General features: G+C 56.8%; 28 protein-coding genes and 2 pseudogenes. 8 read left to right on the plus strand and 22 right to left on the minus strand.

All coding sequences use genetic code 11. The features are described from left to right. Positions 1-37: 37 nt before the first annotated feature. From N8E88_RS12585 to N8E88_RS31840, 6 genes and pseudogenes are all read right to left on the minus strand, one after another. A pseudogene (locus tag N8E88_RS12585) lies at positions 38-629 on the minus strand (class I SAM-dependent methyltransferase). A 146-nt stretch (positions 630-775) separates the two neighbouring features. Continuing rightward, positions 776-1,801, minus strand: coding sequence for a phosphoglycerate dehydrogenase (locus N8E88_RS12590; protein WP_262293969.1), 1,026 nt, complete (start codon positions 1,799-1,801; stop codon positions 776-778). Positions 1,802-1,913: 112 nt separating this feature from the next. Further along, positions 1,914-2,336 (minus strand): YciI family protein, encoded by a 423-nt coding sequence (locus tag N8E88_RS12595; RefSeq protein WP_262293970.1) that lies wholly within the window; start codon positions 2,334-2,336, stop codon positions 1,914-1,916. Positions 2,337-3,014: 678 nt separating this feature from the next. Beyond that, positions 3,015-3,380: a nuclear transport factor 2 family protein gene (locus N8E88_RS12600; RefSeq protein ID WP_114428473.1), complete on the minus strand. Its 366-nt coding sequence runs from the start codon at positions 3,378-3,380 to the stop codon at positions 3,015-3,017. Positions 3,381-3,383: 3 nt separating this feature from the next. Further along, a complete protein-coding gene (locus N8E88_RS12605; protein WP_262293971.1) occupies positions 3,384-3,764 on the minus strand; it encodes a hypothetical protein in 381 nt (126 codons plus the stop codon). Positions 3,765-3,868: 104 nt separating this feature from the next. Next, a complete protein-coding gene (locus tag N8E88_RS31840) occupies positions 3,869-4,120 on the minus strand; it encodes a GCG_CRPN prefix-to-repeats domain-containing protein (RefSeq protein ID WP_410010713.1) in 252 nt (83 codons plus the stop codon). A gap of 492 nt (positions 4,121-4,612) precedes the next feature. Between N8E88_RS31840 and N8E88_RS12610 the strand changes: the two genes are divergently transcribed. Together N8E88_RS12610 and N8E88_RS12615 are read left to right on the plus strand one after the other, a co-directional pair. After that, positions 4,613-4,798, plus strand: a complete 186-nt coding sequence (locus tag N8E88_RS12610; RefSeq protein ID WP_112525846.1) for a DUF3606 domain-containing protein — start codon at positions 4,613-4,615, stop codon at positions 4,796-4,798. 73 nt (positions 4,799-4,871) lie between these two features. After that, entirely contained in the window at positions 4,872-5,261 is a 390-nt protein-coding gene (locus N8E88_RS12615) for a nuclear transport factor 2 family protein (protein WP_114428469.1), read from the plus strand. Positions 5,262-5,354: 93 nt separating this feature from the next. On the opposite strand, the gene N8E88_RS12620 is transcribed toward N8E88_RS12615, so the two are convergent. The 4 genes from N8E88_RS12620 to N8E88_RS12635 all read right to left on the minus strand — a co-directional run bounded on the left by N8E88_RS12620 (position 5,355) and on the right by N8E88_RS12635 (position 8,310). After that, complete coding sequence (locus N8E88_RS12620; protein WP_262293972.1) at positions 5,355-5,825, minus strand: methyltransferase family protein; 471 nt, start codon at positions 5,823-5,825, stop codon at positions 5,355-5,357. Positions 5,826-5,939: 114 nt separating this feature from the next. Next, on the minus strand, positions 5,940-6,803 hold the full coding sequence (locus N8E88_RS12625; RefSeq protein WP_262293973.1) for a DUF2182 domain-containing protein: 864 nt from the start codon (positions 6,801-6,803) through the stop codon (positions 5,940-5,942). 8 nt (positions 6,804-6,811) lie between these two features. After that, positions 6,812-7,444 carry a DUF1326 domain-containing protein gene (locus tag N8E88_RS12630; protein ID WP_262293974.1) on the minus strand — a complete coding sequence of 211 codons (633 nt, stop codon included), beginning with the start codon at positions 7,442-7,444 and terminating at the stop codon, positions 6,812-6,814. Positions 7,445-7,656: 212 nt separating this feature from the next. Then, positions 7,657-8,310, minus strand: a complete 654-nt coding sequence (locus N8E88_RS12635; RefSeq protein ID WP_262293975.1) for a hydrolase — start codon at positions 8,308-8,310, stop codon at positions 7,657-7,659. Between the two features lie 151 nt (positions 8,311-8,461). On the opposite strand from N8E88_RS12635, the gene N8E88_RS12640 reads away from it, so the two are divergent. Together N8E88_RS12640 and N8E88_RS12645 are read left to right on the plus strand one after the other, a co-directional pair. Then, the gene (locus N8E88_RS12640) at positions 8,462-9,337 is read left to right on the plus strand and encodes a LysR family transcriptional regulator (protein WP_262293976.1); all 876 of its coding nucleotides are present in this window, start codon (positions 8,462-8,464) and stop codon (positions 9,335-9,337) included. A 223-nt stretch (positions 9,338-9,560) separates the two neighbouring features. After that, positions 9,561-10,253, plus strand: coding sequence for a hypothetical protein (locus tag N8E88_RS12645; RefSeq protein ID WP_262295709.1), 693 nt, complete (start codon positions 9,561-9,563; stop codon positions 10,251-10,253). Positions 10,254-10,508: 255 nt separating this feature from the next. Here N8E88_RS12645 and N8E88_RS12650 read toward each other — a convergent pair whose 3' ends face one another. Both N8E88_RS12650 and N8E88_RS12655 read right to left on the minus strand, forming a co-directional pair. Continuing rightward, the gene (locus N8E88_RS12650; RefSeq protein WP_262292298.1) at positions 10,509-11,213 is read right to left on the minus strand and encodes a DUF1236 domain-containing protein; all 705 of its coding nucleotides are present in this window, start codon (positions 11,211-11,213) and stop codon (positions 10,509-10,511) included. 66 nt (positions 11,214-11,279) lie between these two features. Beyond that, the gene (locus N8E88_RS12655) at positions 11,280-11,675 is read right to left on the minus strand and encodes a DUF1236 domain-containing protein (RefSeq protein WP_262292299.1); all 396 of its coding nucleotides are present in this window, start codon (positions 11,673-11,675) and stop codon (positions 11,280-11,282) included. Between the two features lie 338 nt (positions 11,676-12,013). On the opposite strand from N8E88_RS12655, the gene N8E88_RS12660 reads away from it, so the two are divergent. Then, the gene (locus N8E88_RS12660) at positions 12,014-12,301 is read left to right on the plus strand and encodes a DUF1236 domain-containing protein (RefSeq protein WP_262293977.1); all 288 of its coding nucleotides are present in this window, start codon (positions 12,014-12,016) and stop codon (positions 12,299-12,301) included. Between the two features lie 253 nt (positions 12,302-12,554). Here N8E88_RS12660 and N8E88_RS12665 read toward each other — a convergent pair whose 3' ends face one another. Beyond that, positions 12,555-13,253, minus strand: a complete 699-nt coding sequence (locus N8E88_RS12665) for a hypothetical protein (protein ID WP_262293978.1) — start codon at positions 13,251-13,253, stop codon at positions 12,555-12,557. Positions 13,254-13,572: 319 nt separating this feature from the next. Between N8E88_RS12665 and N8E88_RS12670 the strand changes: the two are divergent. Further along, positions 13,573-13,961, plus strand: a pseudogene (locus N8E88_RS12670) (DUF2267 domain-containing protein). A 113-nt stretch (positions 13,962-14,074) separates the two neighbouring features. After that, the gene (locus tag N8E88_RS12675) at positions 14,075-14,506 is read left to right on the plus strand and encodes a CBS domain-containing protein (protein ID WP_262293979.1); all 432 of its coding nucleotides are present in this window, start codon (positions 14,075-14,077) and stop codon (positions 14,504-14,506) included. Between the two features lie 105 nt (positions 14,507-14,611). Here N8E88_RS12675 and N8E88_RS12680 read toward each other — a convergent pair whose 3' ends face one another. The 7 genes from N8E88_RS12680 to N8E88_RS12710 form a co-directional block, all read right to left on the minus strand. Next, entirely contained in the window at positions 14,612-15,484 is an 873-nt protein-coding gene (locus N8E88_RS12680) for a lipid kinase (RefSeq protein WP_262293980.1), read from the minus strand. A gap of 262 nt (positions 15,485-15,746) precedes the next feature. Further along, the gene (locus tag N8E88_RS12685) at positions 15,747-16,373 is read right to left on the minus strand and encodes an exopolysaccharide biosynthesis protein (protein WP_262293981.1); all 627 of its coding nucleotides are present in this window, start codon (positions 16,371-16,373) and stop codon (positions 15,747-15,749) included. Between the two features lie 126 nt (positions 16,374-16,499). Beyond that, positions 16,500-18,389, minus strand: coding sequence for a bifunctional sugar phosphate isomerase/epimerase/4-hydroxyphenylpyruvate dioxygenase family protein (locus N8E88_RS12690; protein ID WP_262293982.1), 1,890 nt, complete (start codon positions 18,387-18,389; stop codon positions 16,500-16,502). 33 nt (positions 18,390-18,422) lie between these two features. Beyond that, positions 18,423-19,283 carry a shikimate dehydrogenase gene (locus tag N8E88_RS12695; protein ID WP_262295710.1) on the minus strand — a complete coding sequence of 287 codons (861 nt, stop codon included), beginning with the start codon at positions 19,281-19,283 and terminating at the stop codon, positions 18,423-18,425. A gap of 87 nt (positions 19,284-19,370) precedes the next feature. Further along, positions 19,371-20,387: a TRAP transporter substrate-binding protein gene (locus tag N8E88_RS12700; RefSeq protein ID WP_262293983.1), complete on the minus strand. Its 1,017-nt coding sequence runs from the start codon at positions 20,385-20,387 to the stop codon at positions 19,371-19,373. 74 nt (positions 20,388-20,461) lie between these two features. After that, a complete protein-coding gene (locus N8E88_RS12705) occupies positions 20,462-21,742 on the minus strand; it encodes a TRAP transporter large permease (protein WP_262293984.1) in 1,281 nt (426 codons plus the stop codon). Next, positions 21,739-22,314: a TRAP transporter small permease gene (locus N8E88_RS12710; RefSeq protein ID WP_262293985.1), complete on the minus strand. Its 576-nt coding sequence runs from the start codon at positions 22,312-22,314 to the stop codon at positions 21,739-21,741. The genes N8E88_RS12705 and N8E88_RS12710 overlap by 4 nt, the downstream gene beginning before the upstream one ends. A gap of 293 nt (positions 22,315-22,607) precedes the next feature. Here N8E88_RS12710 and N8E88_RS12715 point away from each other — a divergent pair, with 293 nt between their 5' ends. Further along, a complete protein-coding gene (locus tag N8E88_RS12715) occupies positions 22,608-23,252 on the plus strand; it encodes a TetR/AcrR family transcriptional regulator (RefSeq protein ID WP_262293986.1) in 645 nt (214 codons plus the stop codon). Positions 23,253-23,352: 100 nt separating this feature from the next. Here N8E88_RS12715 and N8E88_RS12720 read toward each other — a convergent pair whose 3' ends face one another. Further along, positions 23,353-23,520, minus strand: a complete 168-nt coding sequence (locus N8E88_RS12720) for a hypothetical protein (protein WP_262295730.1) — start codon at positions 23,518-23,520, stop codon at positions 23,353-23,355. A 50-nt stretch (positions 23,521-23,570) separates the two neighbouring features. Continuing rightward, complete coding sequence (locus N8E88_RS12725) at positions 23,571-24,167, minus strand: cytochrome c (RefSeq protein WP_262293987.1); 597 nt, start codon at positions 24,165-24,167, stop codon at positions 23,571-23,573. Positions 24,168-24,367: the final 200 nt, after the last annotated feature.

The raw sequence follows: 24,367 nt of genomic DNA on the forward strand, positions 1-24,367 counted from the left end.
TGGTGAGCTTGTCGAACCACGCACCAGCGATTTGCTATTATCCAATCGCCTGCCTGATCTCCACACCGCGGCGCGTGATGCGATACACAGCCGCCGGGGGCAGATTGCAGAAGGCACGGCCTATGCAGACGGCCTCAAGATCGAGTTCGTCCAATATGGCTTTCGACACCGGACAGCGAAAGCCATAGGTGAATTGATAAAACGCGCCGTCGTTGCGTAGATTGCCGAAGGCCCCGTTGAGAATGGCCGCGACCTTGTCGGGCATGCTCAGGAACGGCAGGCCGCTGACGACGGCACCCGCTGGTTCAGCCTCGAACAAATCTTGCCCGCCGAGCTGCGAGGCATCCATCTGCAGGATCTCGCATGCCCGGGAACCGCGCCTGCAACAATCTCGCGAATTCAGCGCCATATTCGATCAGCGTCAGGTTGCCAGGGCTCACACCCCGCGCCAGCAGGGCATCCGTAAAGACGCCTGTGCCCGGGCCGAGTTCGAGGACGGGACCGGATGCCGCGCCGATTTCGCTGGTGATGAGCCTTGCCAATGCCGCGCCAGATGGCGCAATCGCGCTGACTCTCGATGGATTGGTGATCAGGGCGCGAATGAAGGTCCATACATCGCTTGTCGTCATGAAAATTGTTCCCACCGCGTCGCTGCCTGATTCGGCCAACGGTGTGGCATCAGTGACCTCAATTGCGCAAATATTACGGCTTTTGCAACTGCACATGAAATTAGTTTGCCAAATTCAGAGAAGGCGCCGCCGACCTACGGCACGCCTCACCCTGCTGCCGGGGGTTTTCGCCCATCGGCAATGACACATGCCTCAGGCAGCTTTTCGCCGTCGAAGACTGAAATGACGGTTTTGGCCGCTATCATGTTGGTTCGGGCGAGAGCCTCCACCGACGAGCCGGCAGAATGCGGCGTGGCGACCACATTGGGCAGTGCGACAAGTTCGTCCGAAACCGGCTTGAAGGCGGGATCGCTTTCGCTGACATAGACATCCAGCCCTGCCCCGGCGATGCGGCCACTCTTCAACGCAGCCAGAAGATCCCGGTCATCGACAAGCCCGCCACGCGCTGTGTTGATCAAAATGGCGGTAGGCTTCATGAGCGCAAGCGTGGCACTATCGATGAGGAATCGCGTTTCCGGGGACAAGGGAGCGTGCACACTGACGACGTCGCTCTGCCGGAGCAGCGTCTGCATATCGACATAGGTGATGCCGTTGGCTTCGCCATATTCCCGGTCAGGACGTGGGTGGCAGACAAGAATGCGCGCTTCAAAACCCTTCAGGCGTTGCACCAGGCTCTTGCCTATACGACCAAGGCCGATGATGCCGACGGTTTTCCCGGATAGGTCGGAGCTTGTCAGAATCGACCAGTTGCCCGCCAGCATCCGGTTTTGCGATTCGCGCAGGCGACGGGCAACCGCCAGCATCAAGCCGATGGTATGGTCGGCGACGGAAGCATCGTTACCGCCTGCCCCGATGGTAAGAACACGGCCGAGCTCCCGCACGGCATTGACATCGACCCGGTCGTAACCCACCCCGCGCCTTGCGAGGACCTGCAGATCCGGCAAAATGGCCAGCAGTTCGCGTGTGACATAAGCCTGACCGACGATCCAGCCGGATGCGCCTTCGAGCAGGCTGGCCAATTGCGGCGTTGCCAAGCTGCCATCGCCCTCGCCCTTTTGCCATCGGACGATATCAACCTCGCACCCATGCTGTTTAAGGTAGGCGTGCGCCTGTTCATCGAAGAAGGGCGAGGTAACAACAACGCGTCTGTGCGAACTCTTCATAATCTTCATATTTGATTGACGGGATTGAATCCCTGCTGGTCAGCAGAGTGTCGACACTATCGCCACTCCTGTTGCTTTCAAAGCAAAAATCGGCGCGAAAAGCTGTTAGCGCGATTGGCACTCAGTTGCCGCTCAGCTTCTCGCGCATCCGGTCATGCATTTCCGTGAGGTCCGGCGTCAGCACCTCGTCAAAATCAGCCATCTCGTACACCGGCCGGATTTCAATCTCGCTCGGTCCAGGCATGGGATTGGGGCAGCGCTTTACCCAGGCAACCGCCTCGTCCATGTCCTTGACTTGCCAGAGCCAGAAGCCGGCGACCAGTTCCCGGGTCTGGGTGAAAGGTCCGTCGATGACAGTACGGCCAGAACCATCGAATGCAATACGCTTGCCCTCCGACGAGGGCTTGAGGCCATCGGCGGCGAGCATGATGCCCGCATTGATCAGCTCCTCATTATATCTGCCCATGGCCTCCAGCAGCTCGGTCGTCGGGAGCACGCCCTTTTCGCTTTCATCGGTGGCCTTCACCAACACCATCACACGCATCGTCTGTCCTCCTTGTTTGAGCCAGGCTCATCGGCCTGACATAGGAACGAACGGGGGGTTCGGAAATCGACATCGTCCTCGCATTTTTTTGGTGGTTAAGGTTCAGGGCGCGAACCGTCGCTTCCGGTATCGCCTTTCCACTACATCCGATGCGCTGTCTATCGCCATCACTTCCACCAAGTATTAGTCCGCTGGAAGACATGCCATTGACGCGCGCGGAAATGCGTTTTTTAATGGCGATGTCGCTGGACTGATCAACGGCATACCGGCGATTGAGAGCCCGTGTGCTCCCGCCAAGGTGGGAGCACGGGACATGCCCCAGAGACCCAATTTCAAGCTTTCATGCGCTCATTGCGGAGAAATTTACCTCCACATACCCCATGGTATAACGAACTCGACGGTCATCCACTGCAGCATGTGCGGCAGCACGCTGGGAACCTGGCTGCAAACGGCGGCGTCTTTTATTGCGGATTGCGGCCAAAATGACGGGTTTGGAATGCGCGACGCACCGATCATTGGGGAAGTGGCAAGAGATGCGCAATTCAAATGACAATAGGGAAGACAATGACTGGCCATATCATGTCTATGGCACCGTGTTCCTTATCGGCGTTGCACTTGCCGTAGGTGTCGGCTGGTTATTGCATTGACAGGCAGATCTCTGTTCACGCCTGCGCGCTGTCAAATGGATTCACCCAGCCTTGCCTCGTGCGGAATTGACCAGCCGAAATAGACTTCCGCATCGGTGATTTGGCCATCGCGCACCACCAGGATCTCCGTGTTGCGGAACCGATGGCCATCGGTGTTGCGTCCTTCATAAGTAACAAAGACCTTGTCCGCGTGGGACAAGAGGTGGATGAACTCGAAACCATCCACCATCCCGCTATTTGGCCAGCAACGCGCGAAATAAGTGGCGCGGTCAATCCGGTTGTCGAGTGGGCTGGTGAAGTGAAAGTCCTCGGCAATCAGCGCTTCTATCGCCGCACGGTCCTTTGCGACATAGGCTTCGTAGCTGGCTCGGGCAATCTCGGTTATATCCTTCGTCATCGATCATTCCTTCACAAGCGAAGCGATCGTTTCGTCTGACCGACAGTCGATCAACAATCGTACCTGGATCAATTTGCCGGGGCCGGGTTCTTCGTTTGAGAATCTCCCCCCCGAGCCGGTTTGAGGCGTGGGGTCACGGTCCACCGGGGTGTTCGTAACAGGCTGGTTTGTTGACGGTGCCGGCGGGGGTGCGTTTTCCCCTGAAGTGCCGGTGTTTCCTGGCGCGTTGTCGACGCGCTCGCCATAGAGCTCAGCCGCGCCCCATGCGACGAGCGCGAGAAGCAACGCTACGATCAGCACGTTTAGTACTGGCCGTCCGAGTGGCCCCTGGCGCGCTTCGTTCGTTGTTTCACGGACCGGGGATTCTGAAGGTTTATTGTCCATTGCGCCATCCTTTCACTGCAAAAGATGAACCGATCAACAACGATATGGTTCCCCGAAAGGTGGCGCTGGCGCCCTTCATCAGAACGCCAGCTGCAGAATATTTGCTAGTTGGGTACGCAGAATCCACGTCGCGTCAAGTGAAAGCCGCGCGGGCATGCCCGGTATACCGGACGATTCCGAACACAATTTCCGTAGCGGTTGACATGCCAACCGGGGCCGCAGCGCATAACTCTCCGGTTAGGAACACAGCGTCCCCATCGGTTCATGTGCCAACCGCGGCCGCAACGCCAACCCACCTGCTCGACCGGCGTTGATACTTCCGGCGACCCGGCCGCAGGCGTGATCGGAGCCGCCATGGCTGGCGCGCCGAACGAGAACAATCCACCGATAAGGACAAGCGCAGAAAGTCCTGATTTAAGCGACATGCGAGATACCTCCTTTTCAACATGCCCCGTACCTTGAAAAATAAATCGTCAACATGAACGGGAAATGAACAGACGCTTGTATCGCCCTTCATGTTGAACGCGGAGACCATTAGAGACAAGGCAGAAAATTAAGGTGCACGGGAACACGGGAAGGTAGATTATACGGGTTCAGCAATGGGCGGTGTAGTGGAACCATCGCCCGAGAAACGATAATGCACAACAATAGAACCTGGCTTCTCGAAATCATTGCATTTGCAATCATCCTTATTGCGCTTCTCTCCGCGAGTTTTTCCTTTCTACCCTCGTAGTATGTGGTTGCGTCGGCTCAAATTCGAACCGTCAAAGAGCAATACGCGTGAAGGATATGGAACGAAAATGACTGAACACTGTTTTTCAGAGATCAGCCAATGGAGGCTTGCTCAAATGGCAGACGACAAATCAAAACAGGACAATCGGGATCGCTCGAAAGTCTCGTCCAGTGAGGAATATGAGGTCCAGTACCTCATGACAAAATATGACTTGAGCAGAAACCGTGCCCTCGAACTGATCATCAAACATAATCGCAGCCGTAAGGAAATAGAGAGAGAATTGGAGGCCGTGGACATCTAGACCGGTTGTCCATGGCGGGAACTTGCGGCAGATGTGAGCGTTTTCCGGTGACACAACATCGTAGGAGGACGTCATGAACGCTCAAGCCATGCCGACAAAGGACGAAATCGTGGCCCTGGAGAAATCCTATTGGGACGCGATGAAGGCGAAGGACGGCCGCCGAACTTCAAAACTTTCGGGCAAGATCGCCCTCGTCACCGGCGCACAAGGCGTTATGCGTATCGGAAAAGAGAGAATGGGTAAGATGACCGAGGAGGGAAACTGGCGCCTCGAATCCTATTCCCTCGAAGACGTTGAAGTCAGCACGCCTTCCCCCGACATTGCCCTCATCGCATATACAGTTCGGCAGAACGTTTCGATGGACGGCAAGTCGCAAAATATGAGAGCAGCCGATAGTTCCGTCTGGATTCGCGGGTCAAATGGTTGGGAGTGTCATGCCCATAGCGAGACACTTCTAAACTGATGCAGCGCCGTTAGAATATTGACGCACGCGGCTCTATGGTCGCGCTTTGAACCAGATTGAACGGCGTTTCTGTCGCGCGTCGAAACCGGGGCGCTACAGCCAGCGCCGCACACGCGCGCGGTATTGGCGATAACCGTCGCCGAACTTGCGCTCGAGATAGACTTCTTCCCGAGCCACCACTCCGTAGCGAATTACGAGAGCGAAGAGCACGAGCGTTCCGAGCATCCAAAGGCTGTCAAAGGTAATGGCGAGACCGACGAGCCCAAGAAACATGCCGAGGTAGATGGGATTGCGCGTGAAGGCGTAGGGTCCGGTCTGGACGATTGTGGTGGTCGGCATGTTGGTGGGCACGTTCGAGCCGGCCCTGGTGATCGTATCGAGCGCCCAGACGACAAGCGCCAGCGCGAGAACGAACACCACCCCTCCGATCCACGTCGCAGGCACCGGGGCTGGCATGAACGGCAAGGACACGATCCATTGCAGGGCGAGCCCGGCGAGCACTGCGAGCGCCCAGGCGATCGGCGGCCGAATGATGACATTGGCGTTGTCTGTCAAATCGCCCATTGCAGGGACTCCTTTTCGCTGGAGCCGAGTTGAAAACTGGTTGCTGGCATCCTCGAACACGTGGGATCGACGCTGCGCACGACCATTCAGCGAGCTCCAGAGCGCCAGTGGTCGTCAGATGAAAAGCGTTGCGCTGCCCCAGGCGATCAGGGCGATGCCGGCCGCGCGACCAACCCACTGACCGGCAGGAAACACCTTTTCAACCAGGACCAGAATGGCAAGCGCAGCAACCCACACCAGATTCATCACGCCACCCACGAACAACAATGCCATCAGCATCCAGCAGCAGCCGACACAAAAGGCGCCGTGCAGTGCGCCCAAACGCAACGCTCCAAGTGCATGAGGGCGCCAGTGGCTGGAAAGAAATCCCGTCGGTGCCCGGCAATGCGACAGGCAGGCGTTCTTGAGCGGCGAGAACTGATACAGGCCTGCGGCGATGAGCACGATGCCCGAAAGCCAGCGGCTCTGCGAACTCATCGTCGTTGAGACGAATGCCTCGCGTTCGAGCAGCCAATGCAGGGTGGCTGCCACAACGGAGAATCCCAGCCAGACCAGGAGGTAGCCCGCCACAAATACGCCAGTGGGCGCCAGCTTGTCCTGGATCTGACCCTGCGTGAGCGCATGGCGGTGCACGCGCGCGTAAAGCAGGACAGTCGGCGCGGCGCTCGGAGACATCATCGCGATCATCATGATCCACCACATGGCGATCATCAGCGTCCAGATTGGCAGCCCCCAGATTCGCGGTTCCGCCTCCATGGCCATCCCGCTCATATCCATGCCACTCATATCCATGCCGGGCATGTCGGCTGTTTGCTGGTGTGGAAATAATGCGAGCTTCGACATCTCCCACGCACTCATGCCGAGCCCTGCACCCGCGACTATATACAGCCAGGCCAGCAGGCACAGCGCAATCAGACCCGCGATCGTGATGAGCCGGTCGCGTCTGAGCAAACGTTCGAGTGGCGGCGCCCTGTCCATGCGGCGCGTCAGGCTCGCACGACCCCGTGATTATTGAGATGCAACCGCGCGAACTGGCCGTAGCTGTCCTTCATGTTCACCTGTACCGGCCCGGTAGTGCTGCTCGAAGCGCTGCCAATCTCGGCGACTGCATATTCGAAGCCGTTCGGCAACACGATCTGAGCACGCGAGTCCGCGCCGGTTACCTTGTTGCGGATCGGTTCGCCTACCGTTTCGATATAGTCTTTGACGAAGATGCGGCCCCTGCGGCCATCGATATCGAGTTCGAGGTCGATCTTCGTGAAAACCGGCTCATTCATTTTTGTCACGGTTGAGGCATAGACGGCGAACATCGTCGCGAACGGGTCGGTGTCCTGGCCGGTCATGATGCGTAGCAACGCCTGGCGCTGCTCGTCGGTTGCGCTCTCGTCAACGAAAGCGATGGCTTCGCCGTTGCCTTCGTGGATGGCGCCAGGCCATTTGAAGATCGCCGCCAGCCGGAGGCCGTCGAGAACGGTCTCGCCATGATGACCTTCATCAATCTGGATCCCCGCAACGGCATGGCAATGGCCCTTGTCAGGCAGCGCATTGAATTGACAGTTGCAGCCATACTCGCACGTGCAGTTGACGAGTTCGCGTCCCTTGATCTCCCAAGAAGTCATGCTGTCCTCCCTGATCTCGAAGTATTAAACCACCATCATACACCTGTGCCAGCAGCGCCGCCATCCCGTCGCGCCGTGGAGGACGGCAGCCTAACATTGGCAAATTTCAGCGTTTTTCAAAAAGCATACCTTGTCGAGAGGGGATGACGAGGATCCGATAAGCAGGCGGTTTTCCCGACGGTCGCTCGAGATCCTCTACATCCCCGCTCAAATCAGCCCGCGGTGCCCGGCACCGGCGTGTTGAGCAGCTGCTGCTCCCACAGATACGCGATGCCGCTGCCGCCGAAGTGCTGGATGAGAATCTCGGTCAGCTCCTCGACATGCTCGGTGCGCGCCCAATCACGTTGCCATTCGCCAGCGAGCGCCATCACGGTCATCACGTTCGCGCCGGCCGCGATCATTCGCTGGATGGCAACTTCGTGAGACTCCTTCGAAATCCCGCCCGACGCGTCGGTGATCACGGTCACGTCCCAGCCTTCGCCGGCGGCCTGGATGACAGGCATTGCGACGCAGACCTCGGTCCACAGGCCGGCGATGATCAGCTGCTTGCGGCCAGTCGCCTTGACGACGCTCACCACATTCTCGTCCTGCCAGGTGTTCACCCAAGTGCGATCGATGACTTCCTGGTCCGGAAATACCTCGGTGATCTGCTTAAAGAGAAGTCCACCGCGCGCCGCGATCACGCTGGTGAGAATGGTCGGAACATTGAAGGCTTTTGCCAGCTTCGCCAGCGCGGTCGTGTTGTTGACCACCATGTGCGGATCGTGGCTGTTCAGGTTCGCGAGCTGGTAAGGTTGATGGTCGATCAGAACAAGTACGGAGTCTTCGGGACGTAGAAGAGAATCAAGGCCGTTACGAAAGGTCATTATTACTTACTATACTGTCGTTGTTAGTAAGGTTGGTTTGCGGGAAGACATGCGCCAGCGGCGACGTTGCCTAAAAGGAACATTGCCGTTCCCAGGCGCGATGCGGTAGTGTCGATTTGTGGCAAGCTGTGTCGCGAAAAGGGGAACGCAGATGGACATTGAAGAGCTACGGACATTCGTAGAAGTTGCTGATGCCGGGGGCGTTTCGGCCGCCGCGCTCCGGCTCGGGGTCTCCAAGTCGATCGTCAGTCGTCGGCTTTTCCGGCTTGAATCGGAACTTGGCGTCCAGCTGCTTGCACGAACGACCCGCGGCGCTGCTCTCACAGAAGCCGGGGCCACGTTCCGAGACTATGCAGCACGAGTCTGCGCCGAGATCGACGTGGCCAAGGAAACGATCCTGCCCGCCGGTGACCTTCGCGGACGCTTGCGAGTTGCTGTGCCGCTTTCTTTCGGGCAGAGCCACTTCGCTCCAATTCTTGCGGAAATGGCGCGACGCCATCCCCGGCTGCAAATCCACACCTGCTACAGTGATCGCTTCGTCGATCTCATCACAGAGGGTTACGATTGTGCGATACGGGTAGGCTATCTTCAGGACTCCAACCTGATCGCAAGACGCGTCGGACCGATCTATGGGAAGTTCGTCGCGAGCCCGGACTACATCGAGGCGCATGGGTCGCCCGAAACTCCGGAGGAGCTCGTCACTCATGAGGCCCTCATGCAGGGCACTGAAGCCTGGCAACTCATGGATGGCGACAAGATCATCACGGTTCGTCCGCAGGGGCGGTTCAAAGCTGACAACGGCGCTGCTCTGGTCGCCGCCGCGGCAGCAGGACTCGGAATCGCTTACCTGCCCGATTGCCTCACCCATGAGTATATAGCCTCCGGCGCGCTCTTGCCTGTCATGAAGCGTTATCCACCACCCCCGGCAGGTGCATATGTCATCCGCCCGCCAGGTCAGCATCCAGCAAGGAAGATACGGGTCCTCACCGAACTGCTGATCGAGTATTGCGAACCTGCTCCTGTCTGAGTGGTGCAGCGACTATGGTGTCCGGAACACGAAGGGTATGACGAATGCCCAGCAAGAAGCCTTGTCGGTTTTTTGGCAGCTGACGCATGGGCAACCCATCACTGCCACATCCTCGAAACCTGAAACACAACTTCCTTGACCACCACGCCAGACCAGAACATACATGAAGGCGGGTCAATTCCCGGCGGAAATGCCGGGGCAGTTCTCGGTGGAATCAACAGACATGGTATCCGAAGTGAGCGCTAATCGCCGCCCAAAAACCACCGGTCTGCGCCGATTCCTGGATCTCCAGCAGCAGCGCGACTGGATGCACGGCAAGACCATCCTGCGCGACGCCGACGAGCGCCCGGAGTCCCTGGAACTGCGTCTCAGATACGTTGCGCGGTTTGAGAAGCTGCTAACCCGGCCGCAGGCGCACGAGGTCCTGGAGATTCTCCGGCGCTACGGCCGCGACTGCATCCCGATCCCGCGCCAGACCGAGCGATATTACTGGTCGGTTTCCTGTCTGCCGTCGACTCCGGGCAAGGCGCTCGTGCGCGTCAATGCGAGCTGGATGGAGCTCTTCTCGCTCTATGCCGACGGCGGGGGCATCCGCGCGCTATTCCTGGTGCACCTTTCCGACTTCACCACCGACCATTCACTCGATCAGGGCCGGGTGGACCAAGCGTTTCTCGAGCGCTGTGTCATGACGCCGGAAGACGTCGGCTATTTCTTCCCCCGCGGCGAGGATATTTTCGCCATCAAGGTTCGCGGCTGCTCCTCGATCGACAAATTCCTCGCGGCGCCCCGTGCGCTGCGGGCCATCCGGGCATTCAACCTGACGCACATGAACCGGGGCCGGAACGCCTATCAGGCGAGCCACTGCTACAGCCTGGCGGATCATATGCTGAGTGGCGCTGAGCGAGGGCAGTTCTAACCTTCGACTGTGAATTGACACGCCAATTCCGCCGAATCGATGCGGCGACCACGGCTTCTTCCGTGGCCTCAGCTCGTTGAAAATCGCCTTGGCGCCGATATCGATGCCCCGGCTCGGTTCGTCCATCTGCAGGATTTCTGGATCCGTCATCAGCGCCTTGCCAATGACCGCCTTGGCGACGTTCGCCAGAGCAACGCGCAAAAAAGGGACGGCTCACGACGGCAGCCGTCCCCGATTTAACTTCGTTTGATGCTATCACGCGATAATGACGACGATCTCCAGCGAGTCTGGATCGACGATGACGATCCTGCCGTCCGCCAGCAAGAAATAGCGATAGCCTTCATATCTGGGCACAAGCTTGACGATGCGTGGCGGCAACGGTTGCAGCTCGATCGTTCGCGGCACCGCCACGCCGATGTTCACTTCGAAGTTGACGTCGCGAACCGGCTCAGCTTTCGTTTCGGTTATGACCTGCTTGATTTCCGTCTTCTGCTCGGCCGTCACATTGACGCTGCCTGTCGTTTCGTTGGACGGCTGGCTTGACGTCTTGGCCGTATCATCGTCCGGCGCTGGCTTGGTCTTGGCTGTGCCTTCTGTAGTGGTCGTGCCAGTTTGCTCCTGTGTCTGTTCCTTGCTGGCAGCGCCCTGTTGTTCCGTTCCTTGATCTGCAGGGGCCTGTGCCTTGTCCTGAGTCTGCTCACTCTTCGTGTCCTGACCGGCGGGAGCTTGTGCCTGTCCCTCCGTTTGCTGGCTCTTCTTCATCTGAGTGCCAGCCTGGCCCTCGGTCTGGGACTTGGTTGTTGCACCCGGTTCCTGAGTCCCCGTTTCCGCCGGCATCTGCGTTTGGCCTTCAGTCTGCTGGGCTGGTTTCTTCTTCAGCATTTCGGTTTGTGCAAGTCCTGCTCCGGGCGCAACGCCAAGCGCGAGGACGAGGGCACTTTTCAGAATGATATTCTTCATGGGATTATCTCCTCTCGTTTAATTTGTGTGGAAGAACGCCCCCCGAGCGCTCTTCCACTTTCTCTGTTAGTCAACGACGCGAACCACGGTCCTGTTCGAAGGATCGACGATCACACGTTGATGGTTGACCACTGCGTAGGCGTATTTCGGATCTTGCGGGATACGCATTATCTTGACCCTGTTGGGCAATGGCTTGCCGACAACCACTTTCTGTTTAACAACCACCTCACTCTCCGGGATCGGCTGTTGTTCCACATATGAAACCACTCTGCGCGGCGGTGGAGCGAGCACGGTACCAACGACTGCACCGGCAACGCCGCCGACCGCAGCGCCGACGGGGCCACCAACAATCGCCCCCGTCACAGCACCACCCGCGGCGCCGTTGACTGTGCCTTCCTGCGCAGAGGCAGCGGTTGCAAAACCAAGCACCAATGCCCCAGCTACGATCAATTTCTTGTTCATAACCAATTCCTTTCAACAATCAGAGCCAAGGCGGAGCCTCCCGGGCATACCGGGAGAAGAGACAACATCGTCTTTGTCCGGCTTTGCTGTCCGCCGCCTTGGCTCGTCCTACGTGGACGGCAAAGCTGAAAGGCAAACGTCATCGCAGGTGGCGCTGTTCCGAATTTGGGCTTCAGTCTGATGAAGCCGAGGACTTGGGCCGATTGAGCATCGGACGAAAGTCTGATGGAGACATGGCAAAGGTCTGAAATCTTTTGACAAAGGGCAGCCGGCGGAACAAACCTCAAGGCCGCAAGTTGTGGCAACGGAAGGGAACGATTTCACAAAGGAGAGTAACGATGAGACGGATTTTGCTTGCCACAGCCGTGATGCTTGCGATGTCTGGTAGCGTCTACGCTCAGGATGCAGTTGTCGTTGATGTTCCGCAGCCGGCCCGCGAATATGTTATCGCGCATCCGACCGATCCTGTCGTCGTAGAAGGTGATGTTGCAATTGGCACCGCTGTGCCGGAGGACGTCAAGCTGGTGCCGATCCCCGATAATCCGGACTACGGTTACATCTATGTGGATAAGCAACCGGTTATCGTGACAATGAAGGACCGCAAGGTCGTTTACATGTCGAAGTAAGTTGCCGTCAGAGTGTGTTCTGGTGGTGGAATGGCTGATCCTTGGTGTCAGCCGTGGCTTGGCCGCGTGATCTCCGGGAGAGGAGCGGCCAAGCCACATATGAAAGACGCGCCATTTGAGCGGGAGCGGCGTTTCTCGGACTTATAACCCCGCCTCTGACTTCAGACGGTCGGGCCATAGATCATTCCGGTTCGGCCGTCATTGTTTAGCGAAAAATCTTCGACCTCATGTGACTGTAGCGGCAGACCGCCGGCTAAAGCTGCCGGGGCCAGTGCGGACGAATCGTATTCTTGGTTTTGACGGCCCGCCCAACACCGCTTGGGCGTTTACGCCAAAAAAGTCCGACAACGGCCAAAATCAAAACGCCGCTTGCGGCAAATTCCAGAACTTCTTCCAGGGTCGCTGCTTTGTACGACGGTATGAGATCGAGGACCACTGCGCTCGCGAGCAAGCAGAGCGCCAATAGGAGGCGGAACTCGAACGTTCGCGAAATGATATACCGCACCATCGCCCCCACCTCCTGCCGAAACCGGAACAGAAGCGCGACAGCAACGGCCAGAAGAATTGCCGCACCAATGAGGGCAATGACGATGCCCGCGAATCCCGCATCTCTGATCACACGAAAGACAAGAATGGCTATGTCGTGCCCGCCGTCGAACTCTCCACCACCTCTCATCTTCGGCATCTGGACATGGAAGATGCGAGCACCAAAACTAATCTCGCTGAGGAAGAGCACCAAAGACAGCACGCTTGTCCCGATCAAGAGGCCCCTCTGCGTGAAGGTCAAGGAGACATTCTTGAGAAGAGCTGTATTCAGCGCGAGTAGCGCGGCAATGGCAAAACCCGTGGCACTTAAATCTTCCACCAGCCCGTCTTCGACCAGTAGAGCCGGTGTGGACAAGCCTATGACGAACAGCAGAAACGTGATTGCGCAAAGCGCAGTGACAAACACTTGATTCTCTCGGCTCATCATTGGTTCGTTCTCGGATTCGTCTGATGTTCATAAAACTGTCATAAATCTGTCAATCTGATGGCGCGCCAGGACGTCGGGCTGACGCGTTTTCTGCTACAGAGGCACCTTTTATCGCTCCGGGCGGCACGGACAGCATGTTCGAATGGGCGATGGGCAGTGCGCGAGCCCGGTGCGCCTCTGATTGCACTGCCGGGCGCATTTTCTCGTTCCTCGCGTTCGAGGGCAATCAACGCGGAACAAATCCTTGTTTTCGCGGTTACGTGAATATCCCGCGATAAAAACAGACAGGAGGTTCGCCATGAGCGCGACGGGACTGGACGTTTTTGACAAGACGCTTCAAACGACAAATATCTGGCTTGACGAGATCACGAACGTCATCGGTCCGGACCGAAAACTCGCCTGGAGGGTTCTATCGGGAGTGCTGCACAAGTTGAGAGATCGGCTTCCCGTCGAACTCTCTGCCCATCTGAGCGCCGAGCTGCCATTATTGGTGCGCGGCACCTACTACGACCAGTTCACCCCGGCGAAGCAACCAACCGAGGATAAGCTTGAGAGCTTTGTAACGGATATCGCGCAGTGGCTGGTCGATACGCGACCGGTCGACCCGAAGGTGCAATCCGGGCGGTTTTCATGGTGCTATCGAACCATTTATCGCGTGATCAGGTCGACAACGTCCAGGCCGCCTGACCAGCAGATTTGCGTGCCTTTTGGTTGTCGGCAGAAAAAGTCGAGGTGACCCGATCCGAAAAAGGAGAAACCGGTCGCCCATCCGTATAAAGTTCCAAGCATAGGAGGCAGAAATGAAAGTGAGTGAAGCAATGACGCGGGATGTCCGCGTAGCTAATCCAGATGAAGCAATCCAGTTTGTGGCCAAGATCATGGCAGGTCTTGATATTGGAGCATTGCCAGTTGGTGAAAATGATCGCCTCGTTGGCATGATTACCGATCGGGATATTGCCATTCGCGGTATTGCCGAAGGCAAAGGCCCCGATGCCAAGGTCTCAGAGGTCATGACCTCTAATGTTCAATATTGTTATGATGACCAAGAGATTGACGAGGTTAGCGAAAACATGGCCGGTATTCAGGTCCGCCGTCTGCCCGTCATCAACCGCGACAAGCGCTTGGTTGGCATCCTGTCGTTGGCTGATATCGCACTGACAGGCGATGGCCAGGCCGGCGAGGCGCTGAGCGGGATATCACGTCCAGGCGGAGAGCACAGCCAGACGATCTAGCTTGTTCGTTGAGCCGCTCATTTACAGATCAAACGGTCAGGCTATGGTATCAATGCCATGACGCTCCACGGTATCGGGGTTCAGGATTCTTCCGATCTCCCGAGATCAGGGAACGAAGACTGGCACCGCGTTCTCACGGATTTTAAACCTTACCGGCGTCTCGGTCTTCAATTCGCCATCCAGGTTCACGGCACGGGGTTTGCTTGTATGGATTGTAAGGTCCTTGGTGGAAAACGCTCGAACGTCGTCCCAATCACCATGCGTCCCCTTTCGCAAGCTCGGAAGGAGTCTCAGGAGCTTCCACCAATGATCAACTTCCAGGCTATAGAAGTCGAGCATTCCATCGGTGGCGGTGGCATCGGCCTGAACAGTCATGCCGCCACCATAAAAACGACCGTTACCAACTGCTAACTGCAAGGTTCGCAGCTCCTCGGTTCTTCCGTCATGATCCAGTGTGGCGGTAAAAAGCCGTGAGCTTGCGAGGAGCCTGGCAGCCACCAGCCCGTATCCCAGCTTGCCCCAGCGCTTCTTCGCTTTCTCGGTAAGCGACATTGCCAGATCGGCGCTGAAGCCGATGCTGGCGACATTAAAAAACGGGTGACCGTTGGCTTCGCCAAGATCAATCGGTGCAGTCTTGCCCTTGGCAATGACGTCGATGGCGGTCGCTAGGTCCAATGGTAAACCCATGGTTCGCGCAAAATCGTTCGCTGTTCCCAACGGCAGGACACCGAGCGGTAGCCCCGTGTCGAGCAGCCCTTTTGCAGCGGAGTTCAAACTACCGTCGCCGCCACCAACGATAACGCTGTTCACCTGATCTGCTAGGCGGACTATCGCAGTCGAAGGCGATTCCTTGTTTTCTGGGGGAAGTTCGAGATATACGATACCCGCTCGTGATAAATGTTGGCGGACAACAGGAAGGCTTTCCTTGCCCCGCCGCGAGTTCGGATTGACCAGAAGGAGTGCACTGTTAGCGGTCATGCCACTCCCCGGAGCTTAAAGGTTTCAGATAAAGGCGGATCGGCATGGAGATGCGTTGGATCAACAGGACAGATATCATCACCCCTATATGTGCAGTGCAGCATAGCCATTCAACATCAACACGATGATTTCAGGTGCAGCCATGAGCAAGCAACTCGGGGGATTGTCTGCATTACCCCGCATCGAACTGTATTCAGTCCTGCCACCATTGCCCGGCGATCGCACGGCGCCGCCAGAATTCGTACCAAACAACAAGCAACCGTCAACCAACGAGCAGGTCCGTTGCCGAAACGACGCCATAGATCAGTCCTGCCGTGGTACCCAGTGCGAGAACGGCAACGCCTACGCCGATGAGCGTCGCCAGCCCATCCCGTTCGAGCAATGCCGCCGCAATGATGACCAGCGCGAGGACAGGCAGGATATTGCCAAATGGAATCGGCAGCGCGATGGCGATGGCCAGAAAAAAAATGGGAATGCCGAGCAGCATCTGAGCTTTGCGTCCGGTCAGCGCGCTCAGCCTGTCAGGGCGCAGCACTCTCTCTACCTGTGCAATCATTGGAGCGGTATAGCGCACCGTTAGGGTGACCGTTGCGGCGGAGAGCCTGCGTTTGCGGATGAAGCGCGGAAGCTGCAGATGCTCAGCCCCGGCGGCTATCTGTAAAGAGATAAGAGCGAGACAGCTGCCGAAGACCATCCCGAACGGCCCGGGCAGCGGTGTCAGCGCTGGCAAAGAGAGAATAAGGATCGAGAACGCGATGCTTGAGCTTCCCATCACGGTCATCATCTCCTCAATGGTAATGCTCCCCATGCTTTCGGCCCGCTCAACCACATTTTTCAGGTGTGTTGAGGTCGCACCTGGAGGTCTGGGGTCCACCCGTTCATCTGTCATATTGCCGCTCTCGTCCTGGTACGATCGGTTGAATCACTTCTAGCAGCTAACACTGGAAAATGGGCGGCGTTGCGACATGCGCCTCTTGTGGGGCCATATAAGCGGCTGGCGCTTGCTGGATTTTGGTCAAACCCGCGGCATGCCCTTCGGCCTTAAATGGCGCTTTTGTGCAGCGATTCTGAAGATTGAGTTGGAGGCACCGTAACCTCGATAGCCGTTGCGTTGAACGACTTCAAAAAAGAAACCCTCGCCGTAATTCGGGCTGTACAGCTGAAAATATTCACCGTTTTCATCACGGTCATAAAGGATGTTTGCCGACCTCAGCCTGTCGGAAAGTTCTATATCGAGCCCAAACCGGGCTTCCAGATCATCGTAGTAGTTGGAAGAGATCTGGAGTGGCGTAAAGCCATTCTCATGGAGCGCAGACGCTGTCGCAAAGATGTCATTGGTCTCAAACGCCAGATGCTGGACGCCGGATCCGAAATTTTCGGTGATGAAATGTCCCGCAAGGGTAGTGCGATTTTCCGCACCGTTAAGTGTCAGGCGGAACCGGCCGTCATCGTTTTCAATCACCTGACTGCGCACGATGCCTGCGGGGTCGACGATGTCGACCATCGGCGTTTTATGCGCCTTGAAGATCGAGGTGTAGAATAGGACCCAAGTCAGCATCTCGTCGTACTTCATGGTCTGGGCGACATGGTCAACGCGCCGGAGGCCTACACCATCCCACGGCTCTGCGCCGGCAATGATGTTGAACTCGATCTCCCATATATTTTTGAGATCAGACTTCTGATCGATAAAATAGATAATGCCCCCACCGACCCCGCGGATCGCCGGAATCGTCAGCTCGCCCGGTCCGACGGTTTGCTCGAAAGGCTCTGCTATAAGAGCGCGTGCACGCTCCGCTGTCGCTTTAGCATCATCTACCTCAAGACCGATCGCGTAGGCCGATGTGCCATGGACAAGATACGAGGAGTGAGCAAATCCTTCATGCTCGGTGTTGATGACAAGATTGATGCCACCTTGCCGGTAAAGTGTCACCAGCTTCGTTTTGTGCTGGCCAGCGACGTGGAAACCCAGTGCGCGCAAAAGCCCGCCGAGTTGTTCGGCCTCCTCCTCGCTGGCAGAAAATTCAACAAATGCCACACCATCGACCTGAATGCGGTCCGGCATCCTTGGCAGCGTCATCGCCACGTCGGGTTCAAGCCGTTGTATCTGGTCGCCGAGATAGATGAGCGATCGATGGCCATCCAGCGCTATCGAACGGGGCGAGCCCCCGCGAAACTGATCATTGAAGATTTCCAGGGACAGAAATCCATCATAGCCGGTTGCAGCGACCGCTCGCATGAAGTCCACGACCGGAAGATCTCCCTCCCCGGGCATGTTGCGGTAGTGGCGGCTCCAGTACAGAAGATCCATATCGATCAGCGGGGCATCAGCAAGCTGAACAATTAATATCTTCTCCTTAGGGATAGAGCGGATCGAATTGACATCGATCTTTCGCGCCAGCGTATGAAAACTGTCCAGGATCAGCCCGACATTGGTGTGGTCAGCACGGCGAACGATTTCCCACGCATCTCGATGATCATTGATGTGCCGTCCCCAGGCGAGCGCTTCGTATCCAACGCGTAGTCCGCGTTTTTTTGCGCGTTCGCCAAGCTCGCGAAAGTCATCCGCAGCACGATCCAATCCACCCAACGCAATTGGCGATACGTTCGAACAGACGAGCACGAGGTCCGTTCCCAATTCCTGCATCACATCGAACTTGCGTTCCGCCCGATCGAATGCACGGGATCGATGTGGTTCGGGCATTCCTTCGAAATCGCGAAAGGGCTGAAACAGAGTGATCGCCAGCCCGTGATCCCTGACCATCCTGCCGACATCACGCGGATTTGCATCGAAAGCCAGAAAGTCGTTCTCGAAAATCTCAACGCCGCTGAAACCTGCCTTTGCGATCGCATCCAGCTTTTCAGGGAGATCGCCACTGATTGAAACTGTTGCAATTGACGTCTTCATTGCCGGGTCCTTACGTCTATGAAGGAAAGCGTTCTACACGGTCATGGTCTTGAAATGGTCGAGCATCCGGTTCGCATCAGGCTGCAGGCCGGTAAAAAGCTGAAAGGCTCCGACAGCCTGGAACACTGCCATACCCCCGCCATCGAGTGTTGGACAGCCGCGCTGGCGCGCCTGCCTCAGCAATTCCGTCTCGAGGGGAAAGTAGACAATTTCGGCTACCCAATGGCGTCGATCGAGCAAATCCGCCGGTAATGGCAAGCCAGGATATCCAGACATTCCAGTAGGTGTGGCATGGATCAATCCGGACGCTCGCTGCATCGCTTCCATAAGGTCACCTCCAGCGGTGATCTGCGCGTCGGGAAAGATCTCCTGCATTGACCTGCTCAACGCAATGGCGCGCTGTCGTTCGCGATCAAATACGGCAAGCTTCGCCGCGCCCAGCGACAAAGCTGCATATCCGGTTGCGACCCCAGCACCTCCCGCGCCGAGCTGAACCACAAACGACGTGTCGACCCCGGGAAGGCCTCGACGGAAGCTCTGCGCAAAGCCCCACCAATCGGTATTGTGGCCGTAGCGCCGTCCATCCTTGAGAACCACTGTATTTACGGCACCGATCGATCTGGCATCGGCGGAAAGTTCATCGAGGTGAGGCATGACCGCCTGCTTGCAGGGATGGGTGATATTGAGACCTGAAAAGCCGCGTTCCTCAGCTTCAGAAAGCAGCCGAGGAAGATCGTCGATCGATGCACCGAGCTGATTGAGGTCAATCAGGTCATATTCGTAGGAGAGCCCCTGAGCCCTGCCTTCTTTCATGTGCATGGCGGGCGTGAGCGAAGCCTGGATGCCTGCCCCAATGAGCCCTGCCTTTATCGGCTTCAACAATGTCTCGCTCATCATTTCCATTCCGCTCATTCGAGCTCGGCGCGACCTTGGACTATCGAGTAAGTCAGCCCGCTGCGGAGCGCGGGCTGACTTGTAGCCCTACTGGCCGCGTGCTGCGTTCAGTTGCTTGAAGAGTTCCGTCACGGTTTCTGCGCCAATGTCCGCACTGAACTTGTCGATCATCGGCTTGACCGCATCACGAAGTTTCTGTGTTTCCTCCGGGCTGAGTTCAGTGACTTCCATCCCGGTCTTCCTGATCTCGTCGATCGATGCCGCGTCCTGCTGACGCGAAACCTTTCGCTGATAATCGCGCGCTTCGTCTGCGGCCGATTGCAGTACGGCCTTTTCTTCATCATTCAGCCCGTCCCAGAACTTCTTGCTGATCAGCACGATCTGCGGATTGTACTGGTGGCGCGTAATCGTCATGTACTTTTGGACTTCATAGAATTTCGCGTTCACGATATTCGCCGCAGGATTTTCCTGGCCGTCCACCGTTCCTGTTTCGAGCGCGGTATAGAGTTCGGTATATGGCATGGGCACCGCATTCGCGCCGAGACTGTTGAAGAGCTCGATGGGGATTGGCGACTGGATAGTACGGATTTTCAAACCCTTGATATCTTCCAGCTTTGCTACCGGATGCCGGTTGTTGGTCAGATTTCGAAAACCGAGTTCCCAATAGGCAAGCCCGACAAGGCCCGTATCCGGCAGCAATTTGATGAGGCTCGTGCCGAACGGACCGTCCATGACCTTGTCTGCCTCTTCACCGCTGTTGAACAGGAAGGGCAGATCGACCGCGCCGAACTGCTTGACGTTGCCGGCCAATATCCCGGCGTTCAGTACTGTCATTTCGATCACCCCGCCCTGAAGGGCGGAAACTGTCTGAACGTCTCCGCCCAGCACGCCTCCCGGGAAAAGCTTTACGGTAATCTTGCCGCTGCTCTTTTCCTTCACGAGATCGGCGAACTTCTCCATGCCCATGACCTGCGGGTGGCCCTTGTTGTTGGCCGATGCAAATTTGAGCTGATGCTCACGAACCTCGGCCATGGCCGGGCCAGTCGCCAACAGTGCGAGCGGCAGTGCCACTCCTACAAGGACGTTCATCAATTTATTGAGCATTTTTTCCTCCCAATGTTGGCCGGTGTCTCTCCCCACGGCCGGTTGAATTCTTTTCGTCACGTCCCACCTGCTCTTCAATGTCCCAGCCAGCTCACCGGCACCATTACCAGTTGCGGAAACAGGACAAGCAGGAGCAGCACGATGAGTTCAGCGATGAGAAATGGCATGACGCCCTTCATCAGCTCTTCCATCGAAAGTTTCGATATTCCGCAGATGACATTGAGCACGGTGCCGACCGGCGGCGTGATGAGGCCGATCGAGTTGTTGATGATGAAAAGGACGCCGAAATACACGGGATCGATCCCCGCCTGTTTGATAATGGGCATGAGCACAGGCGTCATGATGAGAATGGTCGGCGTCATATCCATTGCGGTACCGACGAGCACCACGAGAACCATGATGGCGAGGAGTAGCAATGTCTGATTGCCCATCAATGGTTCGATCAGAGCGGCGAGATCACCCGGCACGTCGGCCACAGTGATCAGCCACGCGGAAACCGCTGCCGCCGCGACCAGGAACATGACGACAGCCGTAATCTTCGCAGCGGCGACGAAAACGTGGAAAAGTTTTGCTGGCGGCAATTCGCGATAGATCACCATGGCGACGAAGAGCGAATAAACGGCCGCGACCACTCCTGCTTCGGTGGGCGTGAACACACCGAATTTCAACCCGACGATGATGATAAGCGGCAGCATGAGAGCCCAGATGCTGTCAATGAATGCCTTGAACCGGACCGCTCCGGATTGTCGTGGGGGCAGGCTGAATTGCTCCTTGCTTGCAACAATCAGCCACGTGATGCAAAGCGCCATGGCGATCAAGAGACCGGGAAATATTCCGGCAAGAAACAGCTTGGTAATCGACACGCCGCCGACGACGCCATAGAGGATGAAACCAATCGAAGGCGGGATGATCGGTCCAATGATCGACGCCGAGGCAAGCAGTCCACCTGCTCGCGCCGGGTCATGGCCCGATTTCAGCATCATCGGCAATAGCAGCGTGCCCAGCGCGGCCGCATCAGCCACGGCAGATCCTGAAAGGCTCGACAGCACGCAAGCGGCAAAGATCGCCACGAAACCCAGGCCGCCGCGGATATGACCGACCAGAGACATGGCCAGAGCGACGATGCGCCGTGACAGGCCCCCGGTGTTCATTACTTCGCCAGCAAGCATGAAGAACGGGACCGCCATCAATGGAAAGCTGTCCGCGCCGTTCAACACATTTTGCGCAACGATCTGGGCGTCGAACATGCCGAGATACATCATGAGCGCGACGCCGCTGACGATCAGGGCGAAGGCGATCGGCACGCCCAGCGCCATGGGCCCAAGCAGTGCACCAAGGAAGATTGCTACCGTCATCGCTGGCTCCCCAGCGTATTGACAGGACGGACCAGCCCCGTGCTTGAATGGTCATCGTCAGCGATCTGCTCTTCGGAGTCGCGGACAAGCTCGGCAGTCGCCAGATCGATGCGGCCTGTCGCGACGCAAAAGGCATCCCAAAGAAGAATCAAGAATGCGGGAACCCCGAACGCGAGGCCCGCACCATAAAAGAATGCCATGGAAATACCGGTCGCAGGCGCTTTGACATGCAAGTTGATGAGTGTCTGATCCCAGCTGCCGGTGATCAATAACCATGTAGCTACCAGCATAAGGAAATGACCGGCCAAAACGGCCGCCTTGGCAGTATTTGGCGGTAAACGCCGGATAACAGAATCGACGCCCAAATGACCATGTTCATGCATGGCGACAACAGCGCCGAGGAATGTCAGCCATACGAAAAACAGCCGCGCGAGTTCTTCGGAGTAAGTGATGCCCTGATTGAACGCGTAGCGCAGGACGACATTGCCGAAAACCAGTACCACCATGCCCGCCAGCAACAGTGCAATCGCAACCTTCAGCATGAGAAAGCAGAATTCGATTATGCGCGCCATTCGCTCCTCCGCGAGTGAACTGTTCAGGACAGTCTTTTTCTACATGCGAAGGGCATGCGTCGTCTGAAAACCCCGACACCATGTCCGCATGATCTGCGCTCCTCCAGCACAGGCCAAATTGCATATTGCCTTAAAATGTACTAACCAGTTCGAATGTCAAGCGCTTCTATTGAAAGATCGATTGAAGGTGAATATGACTTCGTAGACGCCGAGACAGGTATTCGGGGAGCGAATATTCACACGTCCTGGATTTTCACTCTTACATTCAACAGCTTGATGCGATGGGACTCGAATTGACCGACAGTTCGGCGAGTGCAAGAAAGAACGATCCGCAGAGAACGCAGGAGGATATCCTCGTCGTGGCGACGGAGGAGTTTTCAACGCATGGTCTTGCCGGAGCCCGCGTCGATGCCATCGCGGAACGCACCCGAACTTCCAAACGCATGATCTATTATTATTTCGGCAGCAAAGAGGGTCTGTACCTCGCCGTGTTAGAACGATCGTACCGAAAAATCCGGACACTTGAAGCGGATTTGGAACTTACGAACCTACCGCCGGAAGCGGCGTTGCGAACATTGATCTCAACCACGTTCAATCATGATGAGGCCAATCCGGATTTCGTTCGATTGGTCAGTATCGAGAATATTCATCACGCGGCCCATATGCTCCGATCCGAGGCAATCCGCGATCTGAATGTCTCCGTAATCGAAACCATTGCCGGAATCCTGAAGCGCGGCATACGAGATAATGTTTTCCGGCGAAACGCCGACCCGATTGACGTGCATATGATGATTAGCGCGTTTTGCTTCTTCCGCGTTTCAAACCGCTACACATTCGGAACAATATTTCGGCGCGATCTTTCAAAACCTGAGACCATGGAGCGTCATCGCAACATGATCGCGGACGCAGTGCTCGGTTACCTGAAGACGTCCGAGTAGTTCGTGCCTGGCGACAGCTGGTTTGATGCATCAAACCAGCTTGTCATTTCACCAACCATCTTGATAACTTTGCACCGCCGGCAAGCTTCGCTGCCGGGCGTCAATCGCGGCCTACCGGTCCGAGATAGAGCTTGACCAGAATGAAGCCCCACTTCATCATCGCAGGCTCTGGATTGTTCCAGAACTGGTCACGGGCCGCGTAGGCTGTGCTCAACGCGGCCAAAATAAACCAGACAACGAGAATGTAATCGATCGGTTGGACGAACATTGACGGTTTTCCCTACACTGGTTGTTGCATTCGACAGCACCGTGCCAAGCCTAGTGGATTTCCTCCCTGAACTTGGCGTGGCAGGCAGAGCATTCCTGCAGCATCAGATGAAAGGCGTGTTCGGCGGGAAGTTTCGAGATATCTTCTTCACCTGCCGCAACCTTACGCTTACCCAGCAGGCTGCTGCCGATGGTGGACATGCCCGCTCCCATGCGCATCTGCGGCGTGATGTCGTCCGGTGCCTGGTCTGCTGCGGCCGAGATGACCGACGCAAATGAGGCGACCTTCCGGGCCAGGGCATCGAATTCGTCGCGCGACGGGTCTATCTCGTATTTTGCTGCCGAGGGCGGGCCGAACGACGCGGCAGGAAATTCCGCCATCAGCGCAGCGCCGGAATGTGCTTTTATCGTTTCTGCCCATCGTTTGAAGGCCGGGGCATCATAAGGAAGCTTGCCTTCAAACATTCCGGCGATTTTCTTACCCGCATTGGCCATGGCCTTCATTGCCTCCTGACGCGCCTTGACCACCTCCGGGATCGCGTCCGAGCCCATCGAGGGGACGGGACCGAGCATCGCGCAGACCGCGAGCAGGATCACAATCCCCAGCGGTCTTGCACGGCTGCCATGAGCAATAATCCAAATCCGCATCTTACTTTTTCGACTCCGTAACGCGATGGTAAAGCTTCCACCGGCTGGAAGCACAAGATGTTATATGGGGGCGAATTTCGCAGACTAATCCGACGTCAGCACGGCGTGCTCTTGTTCGCCATGGTGTTGGTGCAACTTCTGCTGATCATCCTGGCGATTTGCAGCACTCAGAATGTTGGATTGCGAGGCATTGCCCAAGA

This window comes from Phyllobacterium zundukense, from assembly GCF_025452195.1.
Lineage (GTDB): Bacteria > Pseudomonadota > Alphaproteobacteria > Rhizobiales > Rhizobiaceae > Phyllobacterium > Phyllobacterium zundukense_A.

Bases quoted from the DNA above. Each gene is read 5' to 3' on its own strand.
- N8E88_RS12630 (WP_262293974.1), bottom strand. From the start codon at position 7,444: ATGACTTCTTGGGAGATCAAGGGACGCGAACTCGTCAACTGCACGTGC.
- N8E88_RS12620 (WP_262293972.1), bottom strand. From the start codon at position 5,825: ATGGGCGATTTGACAGACAACGCCAATGTCATCATTCGGCCGCCGATC.
- N8E88_RS12640 (WP_262293976.1), top strand. From the start codon at position 8,462: ATGGACATTGAAGAGCTACGGACATTCGTAGAAGTTGCTGATGCCGGG.
- N8E88_RS12710 (WP_262293985.1), bottom strand. From the start codon at position 22,314: ATGGCGCGCATAATCGAATTCTGCTTTCTCATGCTGAAGGTTGCGATT.
- N8E88_RS12685 (WP_262293981.1), bottom strand. From the start codon at position 16,373: ATGACAGATGAACGGGTGGACCCCAGACCTCCAGGTGCGACCTCAACA.
- N8E88_RS31840 (WP_410010713.1), bottom strand. From the start codon at position 4,120: ATGGCGGCTCCGATCACGCCTGCGGCCGGGTCGCCGGAAGTATCAACG.
- N8E88_RS12625 (WP_262293973.1), bottom strand. From the start codon at position 6,803: ATGGACAGGGCGCCGCCACTCGAACGTTTGCTCAGACGCGACCGGCTC.
- N8E88_RS12595 (WP_262293970.1), bottom strand. From the start codon at position 2,336: ATGCGTGTGATGGTGTTGGTGAAGGCCACCGATGAAAGCGAAAAGGGC.
- N8E88_RS12615 (WP_114428469.1), top strand. From the start codon at position 4,872: ATGAACGCTCAAGCCATGCCGACAAAGGACGAAATCGTGGCCCTGGAG.
- N8E88_RS12700 (WP_262293983.1), bottom strand. From the start codon at position 20,387: ATGCTCAATAAATTGATGAACGTCCTTGTAGGAGTGGCACTGCCGCTC.
- N8E88_RS12705 (WP_262293984.1), bottom strand. From the start codon at position 21,742: ATGACGGTAGCAATCTTCCTTGGTGCACTGCTTGGGCCCATGGCGCTG.
- N8E88_RS12605 (WP_262293971.1), bottom strand. From the start codon at position 3,764: ATGGACAATAAACCTTCAGAATCCCCGGTCCGTGAAACAACGAACGAA.
- N8E88_RS12720 (WP_262295730.1), bottom strand. From the start codon at position 23,520: ATGTTCGTCCAACCGATCGATTACATTCTCGTTGTCTGGTTTATTTTG.
- N8E88_RS12650 (WP_262292298.1), bottom strand. From the start codon at position 11,213: ATGAAGAATATCATTCTGAAAAGTGCCCTCGTCCTCGCGCTTGGCGTT.
- N8E88_RS12725 (WP_262293987.1), bottom strand. From the start codon at position 24,167: ATGCGGATTTGGATTATTGCTCATGGCAGCCGTGCAAGACCGCTGGGG.
- N8E88_RS12645 (WP_262295709.1), top strand. From the start codon at position 9,561: ATGGTATCCGAAGTGAGCGCTAATCGCCGCCCAAAAACCACCGGTCTG.
- N8E88_RS12695 (WP_262295710.1), bottom strand. From the start codon at position 19,283: ATGAGCGAGACATTGTTGAAGCCGATAAAGGCAGGGCTCATTGGGGCA.
- N8E88_RS12610 (WP_112525846.1), top strand. From the start codon at position 4,613: ATGGCAGACGACAAATCAAAACAGGACAATCGGGATCGCTCGAAAGTC.
- N8E88_RS12660 (WP_262293977.1), top strand. From the start codon at position 12,014: ATGAGACGGATTTTGCTTGCCACAGCCGTGATGCTTGCGATGTCTGGT.
- N8E88_RS12655 (WP_262292299.1), bottom strand. From the start codon at position 11,675: ATGAACAAGAAATTGATCGTAGCTGGGGCATTGGTGCTTGGTTTTGCA.
- N8E88_RS12635 (WP_262293975.1), bottom strand. From the start codon at position 8,310: ATGACCTTTCGTAACGGCCTTGATTCTCTTCTACGTCCCGAAGACTCC.
- N8E88_RS12675 (WP_262293979.1), top strand. From the start codon at position 14,075: ATGAAAGTGAGTGAAGCAATGACGCGGGATGTCCGCGTAGCTAATCCA.
- N8E88_RS12680 (WP_262293980.1), bottom strand. From the start codon at position 15,484: ATGACCGCTAACAGTGCACTCCTTCTGGTCAATCCGAACTCGCGGCGG.
- N8E88_RS12690 (WP_262293982.1), bottom strand. From the start codon at position 18,389: ATGAAGACGTCAATTGCAACAGTTTCAATCAGTGGCGATCTCCCTGAA.
- N8E88_RS12600 (WP_114428473.1), bottom strand. From the start codon at position 3,380: ATGACGAAGGATATAACCGAGATTGCCCGAGCCAGCTACGAAGCCTAT.
- N8E88_RS12590 (WP_262293969.1), bottom strand. From the start codon at position 1,801: ATGAAGATTATGAAGAGTTCGCACAGACGCGTTGTTGTTACCTCGCCC.